Source organism: Methylobacterium sp. 1030, assembly GCF_040544715.1.
GTDB lineage: Bacteria > Pseudomonadota > Alphaproteobacteria > Rhizobiales > Beijerinckiaceae > Methylobacterium.
Genome location: NZ_JBEPKM010000006.1, coordinates 65,963 through 88,002 on the forward strand (window position 1 = coordinate 65,963; position 22,040 = coordinate 88,002).

25 protein-coding genes and 1 tRNA gene are annotated in these 22,040 nt (G+C 69.3%); 11 read left to right on the forward strand and 15 right to left on the reverse strand.

Annotated features, from left to right (window positions below):
- Nucleotides 1-125: 125 nt before the first annotated feature.
- Nucleotides 126-731: a DUF2239 family protein gene (locus ABIC30_RS10035; RefSeq protein ID WP_020092834.1), complete on the reverse strand. Its 606-nt coding sequence runs from the start codon at nucleotides 729-731 to the stop codon at nucleotides 126-128.
- 118 nt (nucleotides 732-849) lie between these two features.
- On the opposite strand from ABIC30_RS10035, the gene ABIC30_RS10040 reads away from it, so the two are divergent.
- Together ABIC30_RS10040 and ABIC30_RS10045 are read left to right on the forward strand one after the other, a co-directional pair.
- Nucleotides 850-1,185, forward strand: a complete 336-nt coding sequence (locus ABIC30_RS10040) for a GIY-YIG nuclease family protein (RefSeq protein WP_026604874.1) — start codon at nucleotides 850-852, stop codon at nucleotides 1,183-1,185.
- A gap of 23 nt (nucleotides 1,186-1,208) precedes the next feature.
- Nucleotides 1,209-2,111, forward strand: coding sequence for an alpha/beta fold hydrolase (locus ABIC30_RS10045; protein ID WP_020092836.1), 903 nt, complete (start codon nucleotides 1,209-1,211; stop codon nucleotides 2,109-2,111).
- Nucleotides 2,112-2,326: 215 nt separating this feature from the next.
- Here the strand turns inward: ABIC30_RS10045 and ABIC30_RS10050 are convergent, their stop codons facing one another.
- On the reverse strand, nucleotides 2,327-2,965 hold the full coding sequence (locus ABIC30_RS10050; protein ID WP_020092837.1) for a TetR/AcrR family transcriptional regulator: 639 nt from the start codon (nucleotides 2,963-2,965) through the stop codon (nucleotides 2,327-2,329).
- Nucleotides 2,966-3,038: 73 nt separating this feature from the next.
- Here ABIC30_RS10050 and ABIC30_RS10055 point away from each other — a divergent pair, with 73 nt between their 5' ends.
- From ABIC30_RS10055 to ABIC30_RS10065, 3 genes are all read left to right on the forward strand, one after another.
- Nucleotides 3,039-4,199, forward strand: a complete 1,161-nt coding sequence (locus ABIC30_RS10055) for an FAD-dependent monooxygenase (RefSeq protein ID WP_020092838.1) — start codon at nucleotides 3,039-3,041, stop codon at nucleotides 4,197-4,199.
- Between the two features lie 210 nt (nucleotides 4,200-4,409).
- Nucleotides 4,410-4,631 carry a hypothetical protein gene (locus ABIC30_RS10060; protein WP_020092839.1) on the forward strand — a complete coding sequence of 74 codons (222 nt, stop codon included), beginning with the start codon at nucleotides 4,410-4,412 and terminating at the stop codon, nucleotides 4,629-4,631.
- A complete protein-coding gene (locus tag ABIC30_RS10065) occupies nucleotides 4,628-4,888 on the forward strand; it encodes a helix-turn-helix transcriptional regulator (RefSeq protein ID WP_020092840.1) in 261 nt (86 codons plus the stop codon). Before ABIC30_RS10060 ends, ABIC30_RS10065 begins: the two co-directional genes overlap by 4 nt.
- A gap of 229 nt (nucleotides 4,889-5,117) precedes the next feature.
- On the opposite strand, the gene ABIC30_RS10070 is transcribed toward ABIC30_RS10065, so the two are convergent.
- Nucleotides 5,118-5,303 (reverse strand): hypothetical protein, encoded by a 186-nt coding sequence (locus ABIC30_RS10070; RefSeq protein ID WP_234082252.1) that lies wholly within the window; start codon nucleotides 5,301-5,303, stop codon nucleotides 5,118-5,120.
- A gap of 28 nt (nucleotides 5,304-5,331) precedes the next feature.
- On the opposite strand from ABIC30_RS10070, the gene ABIC30_RS10075 reads away from it, so the two are divergent.
- A complete protein-coding gene (locus ABIC30_RS10075; RefSeq protein WP_234082963.1) occupies nucleotides 5,332-6,051 on the forward strand; it encodes a tyrosine-type recombinase/integrase in 720 nt (239 codons plus the stop codon).
- Here the strand turns inward: ABIC30_RS10075 and ABIC30_RS10080 are convergent.
- A tRNA-Glu gene (locus ABIC30_RS10080) sits at nucleotides 6,011-6,086 on the reverse strand. The two genes, ABIC30_RS10075 and ABIC30_RS10080, sit on opposite strands and share 41 nt — an antisense overlap.
- A gap of 103 nt (nucleotides 6,087-6,189) precedes the next feature.
- Here ABIC30_RS10080 and ABIC30_RS10085 point away from each other — a divergent pair.
- Nucleotides 6,190-7,194, forward strand: coding sequence for an RluA family pseudouridine synthase (locus ABIC30_RS10085; RefSeq protein WP_020092841.1), 1,005 nt, complete (start codon nucleotides 6,190-6,192; stop codon nucleotides 7,192-7,194).
- Between the two features lie 237 nt (nucleotides 7,195-7,431).
- Nucleotides 7,432-8,325: an RNA polymerase sigma factor RpoH gene (gene rpoH / locus ABIC30_RS10090; protein WP_020092842.1), complete on the forward strand. Its 894-nt coding sequence runs from the start codon at nucleotides 7,432-7,434 to the stop codon at nucleotides 8,323-8,325.
- 75 nt (nucleotides 8,326-8,400) lie between these two features.
- On the opposite strand, the gene ABIC30_RS10095 is transcribed toward rpoH, so the two are convergent.
- The 9 genes from ABIC30_RS10095 to hemB all read right to left on the reverse strand — a co-directional run bounded on the left by ABIC30_RS10095 (nucleotide 8,401) and on the right by hemB (nucleotide 17,306).
- Nucleotides 8,401-9,915, reverse strand: a complete 1,515-nt coding sequence (locus ABIC30_RS10095; RefSeq protein WP_020092843.1) for a hypothetical protein — start codon at nucleotides 9,913-9,915, stop codon at nucleotides 8,401-8,403.
- Between the two features lie 280 nt (nucleotides 9,916-10,195).
- Nucleotides 10,196-11,488: an adenylosuccinate synthase gene (locus ABIC30_RS10100; protein ID WP_020092844.1), complete on the reverse strand. Its 1,293-nt coding sequence runs from the start codon at nucleotides 11,486-11,488 to the stop codon at nucleotides 10,196-10,198.
- Between the two features lie 157 nt (nucleotides 11,489-11,645).
- Entirely contained in the window at nucleotides 11,646-11,948 is a 303-nt protein-coding gene (locus ABIC30_RS10105; protein ID WP_020092845.1) for a hypothetical protein, read from the reverse strand.
- A 112-nt stretch (nucleotides 11,949-12,060) separates the two neighbouring features.
- Entirely contained in the window at nucleotides 12,061-12,918 is an 858-nt protein-coding gene (locus ABIC30_RS10110; RefSeq protein WP_020092846.1) for a D-amino-acid transaminase, read from the reverse strand.
- A 79-nt stretch (nucleotides 12,919-12,997) separates the two neighbouring features.
- Nucleotides 12,998-14,305 (reverse strand): adenylosuccinate lyase, encoded by a 1,308-nt coding sequence (gene purB, locus ABIC30_RS10115; protein ID WP_026604876.1) that lies wholly within the window; start codon nucleotides 14,303-14,305, stop codon nucleotides 12,998-13,000.
- Nucleotides 14,306-14,424: 119 nt separating this feature from the next.
- Nucleotides 14,425-15,171, reverse strand: a complete 747-nt coding sequence (locus ABIC30_RS10120) for an arginyltransferase (RefSeq protein ID WP_020092848.1) — start codon at nucleotides 15,169-15,171, stop codon at nucleotides 14,425-14,427.
- A gap of 124 nt (nucleotides 15,172-15,295) precedes the next feature.
- Nucleotides 15,296-15,784 (reverse strand): RDD family protein, encoded by a 489-nt coding sequence (locus ABIC30_RS10125; protein WP_020092849.1) that lies wholly within the window; start codon nucleotides 15,782-15,784, stop codon nucleotides 15,296-15,298.
- Nucleotides 15,785-15,882: 98 nt separating this feature from the next.
- A complete protein-coding gene (locus ABIC30_RS10130) occupies nucleotides 15,883-16,251 on the reverse strand; it encodes a hypothetical protein (protein ID WP_020092850.1) in 369 nt (122 codons plus the stop codon).
- Nucleotides 16,248-17,306: a porphobilinogen synthase gene (gene hemB / locus ABIC30_RS10135; RefSeq protein ID WP_026604877.1), complete on the reverse strand. Its 1,059-nt coding sequence runs from the start codon at nucleotides 17,304-17,306 to the stop codon at nucleotides 16,248-16,250. The genes ABIC30_RS10130 and hemB overlap by 4 nt, the downstream gene beginning before the upstream one ends.
- Before the next feature lie 211 nt (nucleotides 17,307-17,517).
- Here hemB and ABIC30_RS10140 point away from each other — a divergent pair, with 211 nt between their 5' ends.
- Both ABIC30_RS10140 and ldtR read left to right on the forward strand, forming a co-directional pair.
- Nucleotides 17,518-17,976 carry a DUF6163 family protein gene (locus ABIC30_RS10140; protein WP_026604878.1) on the forward strand — a complete coding sequence of 153 codons (459 nt, stop codon included), beginning with the start codon at nucleotides 17,518-17,520 and terminating at the stop codon, nucleotides 17,974-17,976.
- Between the two features lie 160 nt (nucleotides 17,977-18,136).
- Complete coding sequence (gene ldtR / locus ABIC30_RS10145; protein WP_020092854.1) at nucleotides 18,137-18,649, forward strand: transcriptional regulator LdtR; 513 nt, start codon at nucleotides 18,137-18,139, stop codon at nucleotides 18,647-18,649.
- Between the two features lie 9 nt (nucleotides 18,650-18,658).
- On the opposite strand, the gene ABIC30_RS10150 is transcribed toward ldtR, so the two are convergent.
- Nucleotides 18,659-19,261 carry an exopolysaccharide biosynthesis protein gene (locus ABIC30_RS10150; RefSeq protein WP_267965786.1) on the reverse strand — a complete coding sequence of 201 codons (603 nt, stop codon included), beginning with the start codon at nucleotides 19,259-19,261 and terminating at the stop codon, nucleotides 18,659-18,661.
- Nucleotides 19,262-19,554: 293 nt separating this feature from the next.
- Here ABIC30_RS10150 and bcsS point away from each other — a divergent pair, with 293 nt between their 5' ends.
- Nucleotides 19,555-20,280, forward strand: a complete 726-nt coding sequence (gene bcsS, locus ABIC30_RS10155; RefSeq protein ID WP_020092856.1) for a cellulose biosynthesis protein BcsS — start codon at nucleotides 19,555-19,557, stop codon at nucleotides 20,278-20,280.
- Here the strand turns inward: bcsS and ABIC30_RS10160 are convergent.
- On the reverse strand, nucleotides 20,247-21,845 hold the full coding sequence (locus ABIC30_RS10160) for a cryptochrome/photolyase family protein (protein WP_020092857.1): 1,599 nt from the start codon (nucleotides 21,843-21,845) through the stop codon (nucleotides 20,247-20,249). The genes bcsS and ABIC30_RS10160 overlap by 34 nt on opposite strands.
- Between the last annotated feature and the right edge of the window lie 195 nt (nucleotides 21,846-22,040).

Sequence of the window (22,040 nt, forward strand, 5' to 3'; positions counted from 1 at the left end):
GGAGTTGGTGAGAGCCGCAGAGTGGCCGAGGTGGGTGGTTTCCGGAATGTCAGCTTTCTGACGCGGATCTGGAAAAGCTGCCGCTGCACGGGGCGGACCTCAGCCATCGGCCGTCGTTCGCTGGCTCAGGTGAGGGCTGCGAGCTTCAGCGCATGGTCTCGGATGTCCGGTGGCCATGCCGTCATGCGCGCGGCAAAGCCGTTGGCATCCCCGGCGAAAAGCGCCCGGATCACCTCCTCAAACCCGGGCAGATCGCCAGCCAACGCCGAAAGGAAGCGGTAGGCGGCCTCTCTCGCGGCCTTCATCAGGGTCTGCCTACCATCTGCCCGCCGCGCTTCATCAACGAGGCGCCGCAACGCTTGCGATGCACCTCCTGGCTGGGATGCAAGCCACTCCCACTGACGGGGAAGCAGCGTCACCTCGCGGGCGATGACCCCGAGTTTCGGGCGACCTCGGCTTCTTGGCGCACCATCAGGATCCGTTCGGCCCTCAACGGTGCTCGTAGCGTCTCCCGCATTCGCGGGTTCGGCGAACTGTGCGGTGATGTCCGCCTCTGTTCCGCGCAGATCGAGGTCGATGACGGAGCCCGACCTGTCGTCGAAGGTCAGGATCGGATCGCCTTCTTCCGCCGCCCGCGCTTTCACGGCGAGAGCCACGTCGATCAAGCGACCGCTGGCGAGCCGCTGCACACCCGCGAACGCGGTGAACGTCCTGATTGGGTCTTCAGGCATGGCGCCTCCATCCTCTCCACCTTAGCCGGATCGACCACTTGATGTCAATTTTACCCGGGTGATATTGCGTCACCGGGGTGCCTTCGATAGCGTCGCCGCCAAGCTGTGAGGGCACATGATGAGAATGGAAGACCGAAAGGCGGCCGTGAGCGCCTACAAGAAGCGAGACGTCGACAGCGGCATCTACGCTGTCCACTGCATGGCCTCCGGTGAGGTTTGGGTCGGCGGCGCGCCCGACCTGTCCAAGATCCAGAACCGCCTCTGGTTCACGCTCCGGCAGGGCACGAACACGCACCGTTCGCTCCAGACCGCGTGGAATGCGCATGGAGCCGAGGCGTTCAGCTTCGAGATCGTCGAGCGGTTGGACGCTGAAGAGATCGCGTACGTCCGTGACCGGGTGATGAGGGAGCGCCTTATCCAGTGGGCGGAGCAACTCCGGGCCGTCCGGATATGAGCTCGGAACTTAGGTCAGCCCATGTGGCGGCCAACGGCATCACCCTGGCCTACGACAGCTTCGGCGACGGGGCGGCTGACACGATCCTCCTGATCGCTGGGCTCGGTACGCAGATGATCCGCTGGACGGACGCCTTCTGCCTTGAGTTGGTGACGCGCGGCTTCCGCGTCGTGCGGTTCGATAACCGGGACACGGGACGCTCAACCCACTTCGCTGAGCATGGCGCGATGGACTTTGCGACCTTGGCCTCGGCGCTCACTGAGGGACGGCGGCCGGAACTCGCCTACACGCTCGACGACATGGCCTCGGACGCGCTCGGTCTGCTCGATGCCCTGTCCATCCGCCGAGCCCACATTGTCGGCCGCTCGATGGGCGGCATGATCGCCCAGATCCTGGCGAGCGAGCACCCGTCTCGTGTGCTCTCGGTCGCCTCAATCATGTCGACCACGGGAAATCCGGACCTGCCGCCGGCAGGGCCTGACGTCATGACGATGTTGATGCGCCCCGCCCCCGATCCCGCCTTGGACGAGGCTGGTTTCCTCGATCACGGCGTTGCCTTCGCGCGGCGCATTGCGGGTACGGCACATCCATTCGACGAAGAGGCCCACCGTGCTCTCCTCTGGGAGGAAGTTCGGCGAGGCCGTGCGCCGGGTGGGTTCGGACGCCAGATCGCAGCGGTTGGATTAGCTGGCGACCGCCGGTCACGGCTCGCCGCGATCACGGCGCCCACCCTTGTTGTTCATGGGACAGAGGATCCTCTGTTTCCGCCTGCCTGCGGCGAGGACACCGCGGCCGCGATCCCGAATGCGGAGATGATGTTGATCCCCGGGATGGGGCACGATCTGCCGCCATTCCTGTACCGGACCATTGCCGATGCAATTGAGCGAACCGCTTGCCGTTCAAGCATCTCGATTTCGGGACTGTAGAAGAGCCTGCATCCACAGGTTCAAGCGACCGCTTTTAAGAAGGCTGTTGTGCCGTCCCTTTGGCGATAGTGGGTCGATAGCCGGCCGTCCACTTATTTGTCAGATGGGCTTCAGGGCAACGGATTCGTTGTAGCGAGTATAATCGCGGAAACCGCGCACAGCCTTGAGCAACCCCCCACAATATCTGCTGCCAGTCATTGCGCCTTCAAATATTCTCATCCCGCTTCGGCATAGGGAGTTCCCGCTGCCGCGCCCGCGGCGGCTTGGAAACCACGATCGATCAGACGAAGAAAGGCGCGACCGGCAGCCGCGGCGTCGCCGGGCGTTTCCGCCACCTTGTACCCTTCGAAGAAGGCGACGCTCCACGTCGCCACGAGCAAGCCCGCCACCAGATGCGCGTCGGGATCGTCCGCGGGTCGATCAACCGCCTCTGCCATCATCTCTGCCAAAACGCGCGTGAACTCGCTGCACATCTGGCGGGCGCGCGCCTTCAGCGCCTCGCTGGCCAGTGCCGTCGCCACGAACCTCAGCGACGCACCGAAAAGCGGGAGGAGAGGGTTCCGGTCCTCGATACAACGATGAGCGAGCAAGCGCAGTGCCGTGACCGGGCTTGCTCCCTCATCCCGCCCGTGGATGGCCGCGGCCACCATTCCGCGTACCTCATCCTCACGATCGAAGAACATGTCCTCCTTGCGAGGGAAGTGATTGAATACAGTCATGCGGCCGACATCGGCGGCCTCCGCGATCTCGTCGACCGTCACCCGGTCGAAGCCGTGCTCCATGAACAGACGCGTGGCTGCATCGGAGATGGCTTGGCGCGTCGCCAGCCGCTTCCGGGTGCGCCTGTCCAGCATGGGGCTTGCCTGATCCTGCACGTCTATATATACTCAGTATAGTTTCATATCAAGATCATTCTGAGGTGACGGCATGCCAGCGTCAACCGTGATATCCGGTGCGTCCTCCACCGAAACGCAAGCCGCACTCGTCAGCGGCGCGAGCTTCGCCGGCTTGACCACAGCATTCTGGCTGAACCAGCTTGGATACCGCGTCACGGTCGTTGAGGTCGCACCGGGTCTGCGGCGCGGCGGGACGCCCGTCGACATCGAGGGCGAGACAATCGCAATCCTGACACGCATGGGCTTGATGGACGCTGTTAGCGCTCGAACGCTTCCCCCTCGACGCTTCGCCTTCAAGGATGCGGAAAACGCAACGCTGGGCGATATGGCCCACCACCCAGACGATGAGGGGGGGCCGCGCTACGAGATCCACCGCGACGACCTGTTGGATGTTCTGTGCGGCGCGATCGAGGGCGATGTGGAACTGCGGTTCAACCGTTCGATCGTGGCGATTGAAGAGCGTCCGGAGACGGTGTCGGCGACGTTCAGCGACGGCAGTCAGCACGAATTCGCACTGATATGTGGTTGCGATGGAAATCGCTCCAATACGCGCAGACTGGCGTTTGGCGACGGTGAGCAGTTCACCCATTTCATGGGCGGATATTTCTACCTCAAAGTCGTGCCAGACACCGGACTGCTCGAACCGAACAGCTCGGAGCTTTTTGCCATTCCTGGGCGGATGGCGATGCTGAACGGCTATGACGATCGTACAGATATTGGCTTCGGGTTTCGCACAGCCGGTGAGATCGAATACGACTACCGGAACAAGGATCAGCAACGTCGCCTGATCAGGGAAAATTTTTCCGGTCTGAAATGGAAGGTACCGGATATGCTCGCTCGTATGGGCGAGGACAACGACTTCTATTTTGATCGTATCAGCCAGATCAGGATGCCGACGTGGTCTCACGGGCGCATCGTTCTTGTCGGCGACGCAGGCTATTGCGTGTCCCCGTTCGCAGGCCTCGGTGGCTCGATGGCCATCATCGGCGCGGGAAGGCTGGCCGACGCCCTGGCGCGGCATCCGGACAACCATGCCGCCGCATTTCACGCTTATGAGGAAGGGCTACGGCCGTTCGTTGAGCAAGTACAAGAACGGGCCGCGATCGATAGCATACAGATGCTATTTCCCGGCGACGATGGCGAAATGGCAGAGCGAGATCGTAAGCTGGCCATCGGTGACATCGGCGTTTGACGGCCGCTTTGGAGAAGCTCCGACGGCAGTCCCACTGGCCCAGTTGGGTCGCATGCGGGCCGTCCGCTCGGGGTCGAAACCGGCTGCCCCTAACCCGGCAAACTGGCCCGAAGGCCATACTTCAGGGCAGACCACTCCAGTGGGGGCGGATCACCCTGGCGCGGTCTGTCGGACGAGACCCAAGACCGGATCGGCGTCGTCGCCACCGATATGGTGTTTCAAGCCTTCGTGTCCGGCGACGCCTTCGGCCCGAAGGATCAGCCGGTGCCGGGCCGTAGCAAGCGGGCGCAGACGATCCGCGGCGAGGCGAGCGATGCTTCCTGCCGCCGGCTGACCGAGCTGCACACTGTCATTGAGGACGTGCTGCCGGTCCTGTTCGGCTCAGCCGGCCAGAACCCAGAATGGGCGGTGGCGATGGGTGCGAAGCGATGAGCCTACGCGGCCGCCAGGATGACGCGACACCTCTACCGGCGGCTCGGTTCGAGATCAGCCCCCGGCGCGGCCTGCGCCGCGAAGAATCGGCCCGCTACGTCGGCGTCAGCCCCTCGAAATTCGACGAGATGGTCCGGGACGGCCGAATGCCGAAGCCGAAACGGATCGACGGGTGCGTGGTCTGGGACCTCCGGCGTCTCGACTTGGCGTGGGACGCTCTCGGCGGCGATGATGCAGGCCACAACCCGTGGGACTGAACTCCGTGGTCAGCATCGATCTGCCGTTCGTCGTCGCCGACACCGATCGACACGGCAACGTCCGGTACTACTTCCGCAGACGGCCTGAGAAGAAGGTGCGCCTCCATGGCAAGCCCGGCTCCGCCGAGTTCCAGAAGGCCTACGAGGCAGCTCGCGACCGGGCGTCTGAGGTCACGCCGGCGAAGGGCGGCCGCCCGGCCGCTGGCTCGTTCATCGACGTGTCGCAGCGCTACATCGCAAGCCCGACCTTCAAGAAGCTCGATGCCTCGACACAGGGCTGGCAGAAGCGCGCACTGAACGAGATCGCCGCCAGCGACAAGGGCACGGCATCGGTCGCGCTGATGCAGCCGCGCCATGTGCGGCGCCTGCGCGACGAGAAGGCCGAGACACCGGCCGCCGCCAACACGATGCTCAAGGCGCTCCGGGCCATGTTCCAATGGGCCATGGAGGAGGACATCGTTGACGCGGATCCAACGCGGGATGTGAAGCGCGCTCAGTACGTCACCAAAGGGCACCACACCTGGACACTGGACGAGGTCGACCAGTTTGAGCGTCGGCACCCGCTCGGCTCGAAGCCACGGCTAGCCTTCGCGCTACTGCTCTACACGGCCTGCCGGCGCGAGGACGCGACGCGCCTTGGCCCTCAGCACATCCGCGATGGCCGCCTGCGCTACATCCAGGCCAAGAACGAGCACCGCAAGCCCATCTCGGTCGACGTGCCGGTGTTTCCCGATCTGGCCGAGGCGATCGCCGCCCTGCCCTCCTCGCACCTGACCTTCCTAGTCACGGACTACGGCAAGCCGTTCTCGGTGGCGGGATTCGGCAACCGCTTCCGCGAGTGGTGCGATCAGGCCGGGCTCCCGCACTGCTCGGCACACGGCCTGCGAAAAGCGACAGCGGCGCGACTCGCCGAGCGCGGGTGCACGCCGCACGAGATCATGGCGGTCACGGGCCATCAGACGCTGGAAGAGGTGGAGCGGTACACGCGCGAGGCCCAGCGTGCGGGGCTCGCCGACAGTGCCTGGAAGCGCTTCGCCGCGGGGCGTCGTGGTCCCACCGCGGAGGCGGGTGAAGGTCCCACTTCCGGTAAACCACTGGCAGAGATGAATAAAAATGCGCCGGTGGCGCTCCCAAGGGGAATCGAACCCCTGTTTTCGCCGTGAGAGGGCGACGTCCTAGACCGCTAGACGATGGGAGCTTTCCGGCGGCGCGGGGCTGCTATAGCCACCACTCGGCGGGGGAGCAAGTGCCTTCGTCAGGAAATCCGCCGCGGCGGGTCAGATCGGGGGCGAATAGCGGTCGTGGTGGACAACGTGCAGGACGAGCGGGCCGGGATCGTGGCCGAGGGAGGCGTGCGGCTCGACCGGGCGCTGGTCGCGCTGTTCCCGGATCTATCCCGGGCTCGGCTGCAGGATCTGATCCGCACCGGCAGGGTTCAGCGGGACGGTCTCCCGGCGCTCGACCCGGCCGCCAAGGTCGCCGCGGGCGCGCGCATCGTGCTCACGGTGCCCCCGGCAGCCCCGGCGGAGCCGGTGGCCGAGGCCGCGGATCTGCCGATCGTCCACGAGGACGACGACCTGATCGTCATCGACAAGCCCGCCGGCCTCGTGGTCCATCCCGCCCCGGGCCACGAGAGCGGCACGCTGGTCAACGCCCTGATCGCCCATTGCGGGGCCAGCCTGTCGGGCATCGGCGGCGTCCGCCGGCCCGGCATCGTCCACCGCCTCGACAAGGACACGAGCGGCCTGATCGTCGTCGCCAAGAACGACGTGGCCCACCAGGGCCTCACCGCCCAGTTCGCCGATCACGGCCGGTCCGGACCGCTGGAACGCGCCTACGCCGCCGTGGTCTGGGGCCTGCCCCAGCCGCGGGCCGGGACGATCCAGGCAAGCCTCGCGCGGTCGCGCTTCCACCGGGAGAAGATCGCCGTCGTCTCGGACGCGAGCGGGCGCCACGCCGTCACCCACTACGCCGTAGCCGAGGCGTATCGCGAGGCCGCCCTCGTAAGGTGCCGCCTGGAGACGGGCCGCACCCACCAGATTCGCGTGCATCTCGCCCATCGCGGACACCCCCTGCTCGGGGACACGGTCTACGGCGGCGCCTTCCGGACCAAGGCGGCCCGCCTGACGCCGGAGGCCCGCGCCGCCCTCGCGGCGCTCGGGCGCCAGGCACTCCACGCGGAACTGCTCGGCTTCAGCCACCCGCGGACCGGCGCGACGCTGCGGTTCGAGAGCCCGCTACCGCCCGATATGGCCGCGCTGGTGCAGGCGCTGAGGGCGGAAGAGGACGGGCCGCCGCGCCCGTAACCGCCGCGTCGCGGCGTGCGAAAGATCACGCCGTACCGCGTCACATCGTGACATGGTACGACCAAAATCGCCGGTGGCGCGTTGTTGACGACGTGGGTGTCATCGACCGCGACCGGCTCCCCGGCGTCCCGTACGAGATGGGGGGCCGGCAGGGTCGGCTCAAGAGCGGCCCGAGTGGACGGCACTGTTGTCCGTCGCGTCCGCCCGACAGGGGGACATAAGGTCCAGGAGAATGCCATGGCCGGTACGCTGCCCGTGCTCGCCAACGAAGGTGGCCTCTCGCGCTACCTCGACGAGATTCGCAAGTTCCCGATGCTGGAGCCGTCGGAAGAGTTCACGCTGGCGAAGGCCTGGCGCGACGCCGGCGACCGCGAGGCCGCGCACCGGCTCGTGACGTCGCACCTGCGCCTGGTCGCCAAGATCGCCATGGGCTACCGCGGCTACGGCCTGCCGATCGGCGAAGTCGTGTCGGAGGGCAATGTCGGCCTCATGCAGGCGGTCAAGCGCTTCGATCCCGACAAGGGCTTCCGTCTGGCCACCTACGCGATGTGGTGGATCAAGGCGGCGATCCAGGAATACATCCTGCGCTCGTGGTCGCTCGTGAAGATGGGCACGACCGCGAACCAGAAGAAGCTGTTCTTCAACCTGCGCAAGGCGAAGGGCAAGATCTCGGCCCTCGACGAGGGTGACCTCAAGCCCGATCAGGTGAAGCAGATCGCCACCCGTCTCGGCGTGCCCGAGCAGGACGTGATCGACATGAACCGGCGCCTGTCCGGCGACACGTCGCTCAACGCGCCCCTGCGCGAGGAGGGCGAGGGCGAGTGGCAGGACTGGCTCGTGGACAGCAGCCCGAGCCAGGAGACCGTGCTGGCGCGGGAGCAGGAGGGTCAGAACCGCCTCTCCGCGCTCAAGGACGCCCTCGGTGTGCTCAATCCGCGCGAGCGCCGCATCTTCGAGGCCCGGCGCCTCGCCGAGGACCCGATCACCCTGGAGGATCTCTCCGGCGAGTTCGGCGTGTCCCGCGAACGCGTCCGGCAGATCGAGGTCCGCGCCTTCGAGAAGGTGCAGGAAGCGGTCAAGCGCAACATCGCGAGCCGCGAGCTGCCCCGGACCGGCATCGAGGCCCGCTGAGCCGCGCGCCCGGCGAGCGACGCGCCGGGCCCGCCGGTTCGGGTCGGGGCTCGGACGGCGGGTGCCGTCGAGCGATCACTGCCAGGCGTCGAAGGCGTTCTGCATCACCTGGGCGCCGGCGGCGCCCTTCTCGAAGGTCAGGACCGCCCGGCGGCCGGACGTGTAGCGCAGGGCGATGTCGAACCAGTTCCGGTGGAGGAGCAGGTCGGTGTTGCGCTCGACGTCGTTCTGCAGCGACGACAGGCCGATCAGGAACAGGTTGTCGCGTACCCGAACCGGCAGGCCCGAGACCGGCGAGCCGCGGGCGCTCTGCTCGTCCTTGGCCTGGAGCAACCCGACATCTTGGACGGTTCTGGACGCGGCGTTGCTGCCGCTCTGGCTGAAGGCCAAGCTCACCGTGTGGGAGGCCGGCAGGGTCGCGTCGAGATTGCGCTGGATGGTCATCACCAGCGTCAGGCCGGCATCCGGGATGGTCACGGTGGCGACGACGGCGTTCTGGACCGGCTGCCCCTGATCCCCGTTGACGGTCTCGAGCCGCCACGTCACCCGCCCCGGCGTCACGGTCGGCTGACCGCCCTCGGCCCCCGTCGCCTCCTCGACGAGTTCCGCCCTCTGCGCGACCGCGACGCCCGCGTCGGCCGGCGCGGGCGTGGCCGCGGCCCGTGCCGGCGCACCGTTCTCGACGCGCGTCGGGGCCTTGGGGGCCGGGGCGGCGTCGCCGCCGACCCGGTCGCCGAACTTGGTCTCGCCTTCCGGCTGCTGCGTGTCCGCGGTCTCCGTGCCGCTCGACGGCAGGTTCTGCGGCCGGTCGCGCAGCAGGAAGGCCGCGACGGCGATCAGGCCGATCACCACAGCCAGGACACCGCCCACGAAGACGTTGCGCAGCACGCGCGACCGACCGGTGCGCGGGGGGACCACCTCGATCCGCGGACGCTGACGCCCGCCCGCGCCCTCGGCCGCCTCGGCGTCAGGGTCCTCGACGGCGGGCACCTCGGCGCCGGACGTCTCGGCGCCGGACGTCTCGGCGACCAGCGGGGCCGTGTCGGGCGCGGCCGTCTGCGGCGTGCCCGGACGGGGCGGCGCGATCGGGATCGGTGCCTCGCGCGGCCCGTCCGCGGCCTCCCGATCCCCGTCGCGGGCCGCCACCGCGAACGGCGGCTTCGCCGACGGGAGGATGGGCGCCAGCGCGGGACCGGATCCCGGCTCCGGCGGGGACGGCTCCGGGATCTCCGGCTCCGTCGCCGCGGGGACGATCGGCTCTGGGATGGCGGGCTCTGGCGCGGCGGGTGCGGGCACGGCCGGTGCTGATGGCGGCGCCGAAACCGTGGCCGGAGCGGGCGCCCCGGGCGCCTGCGCGGCATCGTTGGCGGGGGCCGGGAGGCCGCCGTGATCGACCTCGAGCCGCTCGATCGCGGCGTCGAGCGCCCGACGCTCGAGATCGATATCGGCCTCCGACAGCGGCGGATCGAGGGAGCGCAGCTGGCTGATCAGGGCGTTGCGCGCGCGGTCGTAGACCGCCTTGCGCAGGGCGGGCGTTCGGTCCGGCAGCGCGTCGAGCGCGCGCGCCAGAAGCGGGTAGTAATCGGCCATGATACTCTGGTCCGCCCCTTCGGCCGCCGTCCGGCAAAGCCGGTCGGAGGCCGGGGACCGAGGTCCGCGCCCGCCCGACAGGTCCGGTCGCGGCCGTCGGCCGGTTTGTCGTATCCCGCCGCGCGGGATCAGGGCCCGCGCGCCGGTTGCCTTCGAGACGGCGGGCGGATCGCGATACGGACCGCCCGGCCGCCAGCCCGTTCTAGATCAAGCCCGCGCGGACTGGATACAGGCAGGGCCGCCGAAAACACGCGTCGTCAACGGGATAGCGCGCGAAGGGTCAATCCTCGAACGGGTTGTGCATGAGGATCGTGTCGTCGCGCTCGGGCGAGGTCGACAGCAGCGCCACCGGCGCCCCGATCAGCTCCTCGATCCGGCGCACGTACTTGATCGCCTGCGCGGGCAGATCCGCCCAGGACCGGGCCCCCGCGGTCGTCTCCGACCAGCCCGGGATCACCTCGTAGACCGGCTCGATCCGGGCCTGCGCGGCCTGGCTCGCCGGCAGATGGTCGATCGGCTGGCCGTCCAGCAGGTAGCCGGTGCAGACGCGGATCTCTTCGAAGCCGTCGAGGATGTCGAGCTTGGTCAGCGCGATGCCGTGGATGCCGGAGGTCCGGACCGTCTGGCGCACCAGCACGGCGTCGAACCAGCCGCAGCGGCGCTTGCGCCCGGTATTGACGCCGAACTCGCGCCCGCGGCTGCCGATGGTCTCGCCGATCTCGTCGAACAGCTCGGTGGGGAACGGTCCCTCGCCGACGCGGGTCGTGTACGCCTTGGCGATGCCCAGGACGTAGCCGATCGCGCCCGGGCCGAGGCCCGAGCCCGTCGCCGCCTGCGCGGCAACGATATTGGAGGAGGTCACGAACGGGTAAGTGCCGTGGTCGACGTCGAGCAGCGCGCCCTGCGCGCCCTCGAACAGGATGCGCTTGCCGGCCCGGCGCTCCTCGTCGAGCAGCGACCACACGGTGTCGGCGAAGGGCAGGATCTTCGGCGCGATCGCCTTCAGCTCGGTCAGCAGCGCCTCGGCGTTGACCTCGTCGATCCCGAGGCCGCGCCGAAGGGCGTTGTGGTGGGTCAGCACGCGCTCGATCTTGGCCGGCAGCGCGTCGGGGTCGGCGAGGTCGACGACCCGGATCGCGCGGCGGCCGACCTTGTCCTCGTAGGCCGGCCCGATGCCGCGCTTGGTCGTGCCGATCTTCAGTCCGGCATTGGCCGTCTCGCGGAAATGATCCAGCTCGCGGTGGAGGGGAAGGATCAGCGTCGCGTTGTCGGCGATCCGCAGGGAGGACGGCGAGACGTCCACGCCCTGCGCCTTGATCCGCTCGATCTCGTCGATCAGGTGCCAGGGATCGACCACGACACCGTTGCCGATGACCGAGAGCTTGCCGCCGCGGACGACGCCCGACGGCAGCAGCGCCAGCTTGTAGGTCACGCCGTCGATGACGAGCGTGTGGCCGGCGTTATGGCCGCCCTGGAAACGGACCACGATGTCGGCCTGCTCGGAGAGCCAGTCGACGATCTTGCCCTTGCCCTCGTCGCCCCACTGGGCGCCCACAACGACGACGTTGGCCATGCCTGCCTGCTTACCCGCGACGGAAACCGGGACGGCGCCGCCCACGGGTGCAGGCAACGTACGTCGTGAGCCGTTTCCGCGATCCGGGCAACGAAATCAAGCAAGGGGCCGCATGTTCGGACCGCATGGCGGTCGGCCGGAGCCGGTCACGACCGGCTTACTTGGCCTCGGTACCGGGGTCGCGACCGGGCAGTTCGTGCGGCTTGATCACCGGCATGGAGCCGGACTGATCGGGCTTCACCACAGTGCCGGTCGTGCCGGAATCCGGCGGCTTGATCACGCCGTCGTTCTTCTGGAGCTTGTCGCTGAGCGACTGGTCCTGCGGCGGCGCGTCCGCGTTCGGGCGAACGCGCTCGGGCGGCGCCGGGGCCGGACTGGTCGTCTGGGCGCCGGCGGGTACTGCCGCGACGGTCGCCGCCAAGGTCGTCGCGAGGGCGGCGAGCAGGGTCTTGTTCGGCACGAGGGCCTCCCCGGTTCGAGACACGAATTCGGGGAGGAACAGTCGGAGACGGGATCCGTTCCTGTCCGCGATCGGGTCCGACGTCCCGTCCTGTGGACCGGATCCGGCGGCCTCAACCCTGGCGGGCGGCCTCGATGTAGAGCTCGCGCAGGCGCCGGGTCAGCGCGCCCGGCCGCCCCTCGCCGATTGACCGCCCGTCGATCTCGACGACCGGCATCACGAAGGCGGAGGCGCTGGTGTAGAAGGCCTCCTGGGCCGCGTAGACCTCGTCCACCGGGATCAGCCGCTCCTCGATGCGCAGGTCGGCCTCCTGCGCGAGGCGCAACACCGAGGCCCGGGTGATGCCCGGCAGGAGCGCCGTGGAGAGCGGCCGGGTCACGAGCACGCGGTCGCGGCCGATGATGAACGCGGTCGAGGAGGAGCCCTCGGTGACCGCGCCGTCCTCGACCATCCAGGCCTCAGCGACGCCGGCCTCGGCCGCCTGCTGCTTGGCGAGCACCTGCGCCAGCAGGGCCACCGACTTGATGTCCCGCCGCTTCCAGCGCAGGTCCTCGACGGTGATCACCCGGGCGCCGCTCTCGGCGAGCGGGTTGGCGAGCACGGTCTTGGCCTGCGTGAACATCACCACGGTGGGCTCGGTGCCGGCCTTAGGGAAGGCGAAGTCGCGCTCGGCCACCCCGCGGGTCACCTGCATGTAGACGAGCCCCTCGCTGACGCCGTTGCGGGCGACGAGCTCGGTCTGCAGGCGCTCCCAGCCCGCCGCGTCGTGCGGGTTGCGGATGCCGATCTCGCCGAGCGAGCGGTCGAGGCGCACGAGGTGCGCGGCGTTGTCGACGAGCTTGCCGTCGATGATCGCCGAGACCTCGTAGATGCCGTCGGCGAACAGGAAGCCGCGGTCCATGATCGGCACGCGCGCCTCCTCGTAGGGAAGGAACTGGCCGTTGAGGTAGACGATGCGGGGAGCGGTCACGGGGAGCTGTCCTGTGTTCGGCGCGGGCCCGGAAACGCGGGCCCGCGAGCGCGGGTCGAAGCAGGAATCGTGCGGAGTCTCAGCGGTCGCCGAAGACCCGCCCGAAGATCGTGTCCACGTGCTTGAAGTGGTAGCCGAGATCGAAGCACGCCTCGATCTGCTCGGCCGGGAGCGCCGCGGCGACCTCCGGGTCCGCCTTGAGCAGCGCCAGGAAATCGCCCTCGCCGCGCCAGACCGGCATCGCGTTGCGCTGGACCAGCCGGTAGGAATCCTCGCGGGAGACCCCGGCCTGGGTCAGCGCCAGCAGCACGCGCTGCGAGTGGATCAGGCCGCCGAGCCGGTCGAGGTTCTTCTGCATGTTGGCCGGGTAGACCAGCAGCTTCTCCATCACCCCGGTCATCCGCGCCAGGGCGAAGTCGAGGGTGACGGTGGCGTCGGGGCCGATCATCCGCTCCACCGACGAGTGGGAGATGTCGCGCTCGTGCCAGAGGGCGACGTTCTCCAGGGCCGGGGTGACGTAGCCGCGCACCATCCGGGCGAGGCCCGTGATGTTCTCGGTGAGGACCGGGTTGCGCTTGTGCGGCATCGCCGAGGAGCCCTTCTGGCCCTCGGAGAAGAACTCCTCCGCCTCGAGGACCTCGGTGCGCTGGAGGTGCCGGATCTCGATCGCCAGCCGCTCCAGCGACGAGGCGACGACGCCGAGGGTCGCGAAGAACATCGCGTGCCGGTCGCGTGGGATCACCTGGGTCGAGACCGGCTCGGCGGTCAGGCCCATCTTCTCGGCGACGTACTGCTCCACCCGCGGGTCGATGTTGGCGAACGTGCCGACCGCGCCCGAGATCGCGCAGGTGGCGACCTCCTCGCGGGCCGCGACGAGGCGGCGGCGGTTGCGCTCGAACTCGGCGTAGGCCTGGGCGAGCTTCAGACCGAAGGTGACCGGCTCGGCGTGGATGCCGTGCGACCGGCCGATGGTCGGGGTGAGCTTGTGCTCCAGGGCCCGGGTCTTCAGGGCGGAGAGCAGCGAGTCGACGTCGGCGATCAGGATATCGGCGGCCCGCACCAATTGCACGTTGAGGCAGGTGTCGAGCACGTCCGAAGAGGTCATGCCCTGGTGGACGAAGCGCGCCTCGGGACCGACGATCTCGGCGAGGTGGGTCAGGAAGGCGATGACGTCGTGCTTCGTCACCGCCTCGATCGCGTCGATGCGGGCGACGTCGAAGACCGCGTCCTTGCCCTTGGTCCAGATCGTCTCGGCCGCCGCCTTCGGCACGACACCGATCTCGGCGAGCGCCGTGGTGGCGTGGGCCTCGATCTCGAACCAGATCCGGAAGCGGCTCTCGGGCGACCAGATCGCCGTCATCGCGGGGCGGCTATAGCGGGGGATCATGGGGGCCTCGGCACGGTCCGGATTGCGTGCGTGGCCGGTAGCATGCGCCGGGCCGGCCGCTCAATGCGCATCGGGCATGCCGGGACGGCAACCGACGTGAAACGCGCGCCGCACCGGGCTCAGTCGATCCGCACCCAGCCCTGGCCCATCAGCCGTTCCTGCGGCCGGAAGCGGGACTTGTAGTCCATCTTGCGCGAGCCCTCGACCCAGTAGCCGAGATAGAGGTAGGGCAGCCCGAGCGCGCGAGCCCGGCGGATGTGGTCGAGAATCATGAAGGTCCCGGGCGAGCGCGCGGCCTCCGCGGGATCGTAGAACGAGTAGACCATCGACAGGCCGTCCGAGAGGACGTCCGTCAGGCAGAACGCGAGCGGCGGTCCGGAGCCGCGGCCGGTGATCGCCGTGTCCGGCCCGTGCCGGCGATACGACACGAGGTGCGTGTCGACGTGGCTGTCCTCGACCATCATGGCGTAGTCGAGCACGGTCATGTCGACCATGCCGCCGTCGCCGTGCCGGGCGTCGAGGTAGCGGCGGAACAGGGCGTACTGCTCGGAGGCGGGCCGGTTCGGCTCCGGCGTACCGACCCAGTCGGCGCTGCGCGCCAGGATGCGCCGCTGGCTGGCGCTCGGCTCGAACTCGTCGACCACCACGCGGACCGAGACGCAGGCCCGGCACGTCTCGCAGGCCGGCCGGTACGCGATGGTCTGCGAGCGGCGGAAACCGCCCTGGGTCAGGATCTCGTTCAGGTCGCGGGCGCGCCGTCCGACCAAGTGGGTGAAGACCTTCCGCTCCTCCTGCCCCGGCAGGTAGGGGCACGGCGAGGGGGCGGTGAGGTAGAATTGCGGTGTGTCGCGCGGGTGGCTGGTCACGCTTCTCACAGACCCTGCGCCGGGTTCATCCTCGCGGCGCCGGCGTGACAGTGTACAGGCGACCGGCCGGGGCTCAATGGCCCGGCCGGTCGCACCGTCAGATTTTCATCAGCGGAATCGCGGCTCAGCGCGCGTGGACGACGGCGAGGCCGAGGAGCAGGTCGTGCCCGAGGCGGCGGTCGGAGCGCACGAGCCCGAACGCGATGTCGACGCACCAGAGCAGGAAGGTCGAGATCGCCACGTAGAACAGCAGCGCGTGGACCGCGGCCGTGATGACGTCGACCCGCGCGCCGCTCTCGGGCGCGACGGTCCGCAGGCCCATCATCCGCTGGCCGATCGTGCTCTGTTTCGGCCCGCCCACCGTGATCGCGCTGTAGATAATGCCGCTCGCCGGAAGGACCGCGAACAGCGTCCAGCCGAGGCCGAAGGTGACCACCCCGATCACGGTGATCGCGAGGGTCAGCAGGGCCGTGAAGCCGAAGATGAACAGGATGTCGAGGAGATAGGCGACCGTCCGGCCACCCAGGCTCGCCCGCACGAACGGGATCGGCAACGCGGTGGCGTAGCCGGGCGCTTCGAAGCGCTGCGCGTATCCGGGTTGTGGGTTCTGCATGGTGTCGCGTCCTGCAAGCGAGGCTGCGGACGTGAAGGTGGGTGCGCACGCCTGATGCCGCAAGGGGATCCGCGAGGAGACGCGGGCGTGGGCGCGCCTCAGCGCCCGGCCGGGTCTCCGGCCGCGGCGTCGGGCGTGTCGAGGTAGAAGCGCTTGAGCATGTAGAGGGACGGGCCCGACAGGGTGCTCGCCTCGGTGGCGAGGGCGACCAGGGTCGTGCCGGCATCGAAGCGGCAGGTCAGCCAGTGCTGCCGGTTCCCGTCGGCGTAGTCGACGCGCACCGAATTCGCCGACGGCCCCGGCGCCGCCCGAAGGAGCCGGATCCCGTCCTGCGGCGCGACCGCCGGGAGCGCCCGGCGGCAGGTGGCGACGCGATCCCGGCGCAGGGTGTCCTGGCAGGCGACGAGCCCCCCGAGGAAGCCGACCACGACCGCGGCCCCGAGGAGCCAGCGGTGCCCGCGCTTCACGGATGGTTGCGCAGGCGCTCCGCGACCCGCGGCGCGTGATAGGTGAGGACGCCGTCGGCGCCGGCCCGCTTGAAGGCGAGGAGCGCCTCGACCATCGCGCGGTCGCCGTCGAGCCAGCCGTTGCGGGCGGCCGCCTCGATCATCGCGTACTCGCCCGACACTTGGTAGGCGAAGGTCGGCACCTGGAACTCGTCCCGCACCCGGCGGATGATGTCGAGATAGGGCAGGCCCGGCTTCACCATCACCGAATCCGCGCCCTCGTCGAGGTCGAGTCGGACCTCGCGCAGGGCCTCGGCCGAGTTGCCGGGATCCATCTGGTAGGTGCGCTTGTCGCCGACCAGCGCCGCCTTGGTGCCGATCGCGTCCCGGAACGGCCCGTAGAAGGCGCTGGCGTATTTCGCCGCGTAGGCCATGATCTGCACGTCGAGGAAGCCGGCCTTGTCGAGGCCCGCGCGGATCGCGCCGACGCGCCCGTCCATCATGTCGGAGGGCGCGATGATGTCGGTCCCGGCCTCGGCCTGGATCAGGCTCTGCTCGACGAGGACCGCGACCGTCTCGTCGTTGAGGATCGCGCCGTCCCGCATCAGGCCGTCGTGGCCGTGGCTCGTGTAGGGATCGAGCGCCACGTCGGTCATGATCCCGATCTCGGGCACGGCCCGCTTCACGGCGCGGACCGCCCGGCAGACGAGGTTGTTGGCGTTCAGCGCCTCCGAGCCGGTCGGGTCGCGCAGCGACACCTCCGTGTAGGGGAAGAACGACACCGCCGGGATGCCGAGCTTCGCGGCGCGCTCCGCGTCGCGGACGATCTCGTCCACCGAGAGGCGCTCGACGCCCGGCATCGAGGCGACCGGCTCGCGGCGGCCCTCGCCGTCGATCACGAACATCGGCCAGATCAGGTCGTCGACCGTCAGGGTGTGCTCGCGGACGAGGCGGCGCGACCAGTCGGCTTTCCGGTTCCGGCGCGGGCGCTGGGTGATCTTCAGACCCTCCACGCGGGCGCCCTCGCGAGCGGCCTCCACGGCGAGAGGGCGCGGCTCTGGCAGGGTGTCTGACATGCGGCTTCGCTACCGTTCGCGCGGACCACGCCGCGGATCGTGCGGCGCCCGTGCGCCGGAGGCGATCGACTACCACACCGGGCCGGCGCAACGAAACCCGACCGTTGACGCCGGACGGCGGAACCGCTTCAACCCGGCGACCCCCGCCCGATCGATCAGGATCCCGGCCCTTCGCCATGAACCGGCCCCCACCATCCGCGAGCGCTCGATAGTGCCCAGCTACTTTCCGATCCGGCGCAGGACGCCGCGGCCGGGCGGCATCCCGAGCGACCGCATCGAGCGGGCCCAGGGCCCCGCGTCCGGCACGTGGGACACAGTGCTGATCTGGTTCATGCGGCTCACGGCCCTCGTCTGGCTGCTGAAGAGCGTCTTCGCCTGGGCGACCATCCTCGACGTCCTGCCGGGCGTGCGCCCCTTCGAGGCCGAGCCGTTCGGCCGCCAATCCGCGATCGTCTACTTCGCGGTGATCGACGCCGCGGCGGCGATCGGATTGTGGCTGACGAGCGCCTGGGGCGGCGTGATCTGGTTGCTCGCCGTCACGTCGGCGATGACGCTCGCTGTCCTGACACCGCAACTCTTGCCGTTATCGGTGCCGCTGCTCGTATTCGGAGGCTGTGTTGTGACGTTGTACTTCCTGCTGTCCTGGCTGGCCGCGCAGGAAGCACGGTGAACGAACCGTTCTTGTCTTCATTCAGTTTGTCTTTACCGCGAAGAGTAAATCGCGAATTCATCCTGTCGCTTAAATCGCCTTTCATTCCCGAGCCCTAGCTTAGCCATCATCAACGGCGCCGCATCCAACGGGTGCCGGATCATCGGATGGCGAGGCAGAGATGAAGACCCAGAACGCCCGAGTCGCGCAGGTCGAGGCCCCCGAGGAAGCCGCCTCCACCAAGGGCTCCTACCTCGAGGCGCTGCACCTCGTGGAGCGGCTGCATCGCCGGCTGCTCGACGTGATCAAGGACGAGTTCGAGCGCCGCGGCCGCGAGGACGTCAACAGCGTCCAGGCGCTGCTCCTGTACAACATCGGCGACAAGGAGCTGACCGCGAGCGAGCTGCGGACCAAGGGCTACTACCTGGGCTCCAACGTCTCGTACAACGTGAAGAAGCTTGTCGAGGCCGGCTATCTCCACCACGCCCGCTCGAAGACCGACCGGCGCTCCGTCCGGATCAGCCTGACCGACAAGGGCCGCCAGGTTCACGAGATCATCCAGGGGCTCTACGACAAGCATGCCCGGACGATCACGCCGATTGGCGGGATCTCGGAGGAGGACTTCATTCGCCTGAACCAGGCCCTCACCCGCCTGGAGCGCTTCTGGACCGATCAGATCCGCTACCGCCTCTGAGGCGCGCCCTCAGAGGTTCAGCAGGCCGATGATCCCGGCGATCACCGCGTAGGCGAAGCCGGCGTTGATGGCGACGCCGAACATCCCGATCACGAGACCGCCCAGCACGACCAGACCGTCGCGCTCGACGAGACCGAGCCCGACCAGGCAGACGGCGAGACCCAGCGGGATCTGCCCGACGATGGGCGCGGCCACGATCAGCGCCAGCGCCAGGGCGAGCAGGACGATCCCCATGCCGCGCATGCCGAGCGCGGTCTCGAACACGCTGACGCGGGGGCGCGACCAGCGCTCCAGGCGGCGCAGGATCGGCACCGCGCGGGTGACGGCGCGCCGGACATCCGTTAGGGCGATCGAGCGGCCTAGGAGCATCCGCGGCAGCCACGGCGCCGACATCCCGGCGGCGATCTGGATCGCCACGAGGAGCAGGAGCAGGCCGCAGATCAGCGGGATCGGCGGCGGCATGGGCAGGCAGTTCGGCAGCCCGAGCAGGACCACGAGCAGCGCGAAGGCACGGTCCCGCAGGACCGCGACGATGTCGCCCACGGTGAGGCGCTCGCCCTCCTGGCTCGCCAGCACGGTGAGGACGTCCGACGTTCGTGCACCGGAGGTCAAGGATCTGCCAACCTTCGCTTTCCCGCGGGGGCTCTAGCCGAGAACATCTGGCACGCCAAGCACGGCAGATTCGCGACAGCGCGATGGCGTCCCGCGGGCGGACGCGCGGCGGACGGCCCGCGAAGTCCCGGCCAGCACAGCGCGCGCGCCGACGCACCTTTCCGAAGCAACCTCGTCCCTGCAACCCGAAGATCGGCGCGCGAATCCGACAATTCCGGGGGATCGCGAGCGGATCGCGATGAAACGCGGTTAATTTTCTCTTACCTTCGTCCGTAAACGTCGGAGGCTCGACTGTGCCGAACCAGCGCCCTCGCCCGAAGATCGCTGGACGCGCGCCCGTTCTCGCGGTTCTGCTCGCGGGACAGGCGGCCGTCTCGCACCCCGCCGGCGGCAGCGAGATCGACACGCTGCTGTTCGGCAGCCTCGACGCCGGCGGCGACACCTTCCTGACCGTCGGGGCGAAGGCCGGCCTCACCTCCCTCGCGCAGGACGGGTTCACCGCGCTGGCGAGCGTCGGTGGCGGGCGGCGCGCGGAGTCCGGTCCGGACGGCCCCCGCACGCGCTACACGGTCGCCGCCGCCGCCCTGGCCGGGTACCAGTGGGTCTTCGACTGGGGCGCGGTCGCGGCCTTTGCCGGGCCCGAGATCGCGCGGGAGATGCTGATCGCGGGGCCGCTCTTCGACGCCCTGCCGACGCGCTTCGGGCTCCGGCTCCACGGCGAGGTCTGGGCACGCCCGAGCGAGGCGACGCTGCTCCAGGCGAGCGCCGTCGCGGGGTCGTCCCGCGACAGCCTGTGGGCGCGCCTCGCCTGGGGCTACCGGCTCTGGGAGACCTATCTGGGGCCCGAGGCCGCCCTCTACACGGACGGGACCGGCTACGCGAAGTGGAGCCTCGGCCTGCACGGGACCGACTTCGCCCTCGGCCGGTACAGCTTCCGCGCGTCGGCGGGCCTCCAGTCCGAGAGCGGCCGGGGCCGCGCCTGCCCCTACCTGAGCCTGTCCGTCTGGTCGCCCCTCTGATCGGCGCTCGGCCGGGCTTCGAGGGCGTCGAGGAACGCGGCCGCGTCGCGGCGGATCTCGGCGCGGCGCCTGTCGCCCAGCCCGCGGAGTGTCCGGTACGGCATGGCCATCCGCTGATTGCCCGCCAGCCGGTCCTCGTTCTCGATGAGGAAGTTCCAGTAGAGATAGTTGAACGGGCACGCCTCCGGCCCGGCCTTGACCTTCACGTCGTACGGGCAGGACGCGCAGTAATCGGACATCCGGTCGATATAGGCGCCCGAGGCCGCGTAGGGCTTGGAGCCCATGACGCCGCCGTCGGCCCACAGCACCATGCCGTGGACGTTGGGCAGCTCGACCCACTCGTAGGCGTCCGCGAACACGATCAGGTACCATTCCTCAACCTGAGCCGGGTCGAGGCCGGCGATGAGGGCGAAGTTGCCGGTCACCATCAGGCGCTGGATGTGGTGGGCGTAGGCGTGGGCGCGCGTCTCGGCGACGACCTGCGCGACGCAGTTCAGCGCCGTCTCGCCGGACCAGTAGAACCACGGCAGGTCGCGGCCCGCGCCGAGGGCGTTGCTGTCGCGGTAGGCGGGCATCCGGGCCCAGTAGAGGCCGCGCACGTATTCCCGCCAGCCGAGGATCTGCCGGATGAAGCCCTCGACGCAGTGGAGCGGCGCCGCGCCGTCGCGGTAGGCGCGCTCGGCGGCCCAGCACACCTCCTCGGCGGTGAGCAGCCCGGCGTTGAGGGCGGGCGACAGGAGCGCGTGGTACAGGAACGGCGCGCCGGTCTTCATCGCGTCCTGATAGTCGCCGAAGGTCGGCAGGGCGTCGGCCAGGAAGTGCCGGAGCGCCGCGAGGGCGTCGGCCCGGGTCACCGGCCAGGAGAAGCCGGTGAGATCACCGAAATGGTCGCCGAACTCGGCCTCCACGAGGGCGATGACCGCGCGCGTGACGGAATCGGGCTGGAAGCCGATCCGGTCCGGCGGACGATGCCCCCTGGGCAGGCGCTTGCGGTTCTCGGGGTCGTAGTTCCAGCGGCCGCCCGCGGGCTCGCCGTCGTCCATCAGGAGGCCGGTCCGGCGCCGCATGCCCCGGTAGAAGGTCTCCATCCGCAGGTGATGCCGGCCCTCCGCCCAGCGGGCGAAATCCTCCCGCGGGCACAGGAAGCGGTTGTCGGCACGGATCTCGACCGGGATCGCCAGGGTCTCGCGCCAGTCCTGCATCATCTCCCAGACGCGCCACTCGCCCGGCTCGGTCACCACGACCCGCTCCGGCCGGTGGCGCGCCACGGCGCGCTCCAGCTCGCCGGTGAAGCTGCCGGTGTTGCCCGCGTCGGTGAGGCGCACGTACGCGACCGTGATCCCCTCCGCCTCCAGCTCGGCCGCGAAGTGGCGCATGGCGGCGAACAGGAAGGCGATCTTCTGCTTGTGGTGGCGGACATACGTCGCCTCGTCGCGGACCTCGACGATCAGGACGACGTCGCGCTCGGCGTCGAGGTCGACGAGGCTCGACACCCGGCGGGTCAGCTGATCGCCGAGGACGAAGCGCAGGGTTCCGGACGGCGCGGCGCGGCGTTTCCCAGCCATGCCTAGACCTTCCAGTCCGGAGCGGAGCGTTCGCCATCCGCGGCGCGGCCGAACCCTCCGGTCCCGCCGTCGAAGATCACCCGAACCACGCCGTTCCCCCTTGCCACCGCCGCCGGCCCAATCAAGGTAGGCCCGGGGACGCGGCCGGGCAGGCGGCGGACCCGCGCCCTCCACGTGCACAAGGTCGCAGGCGGC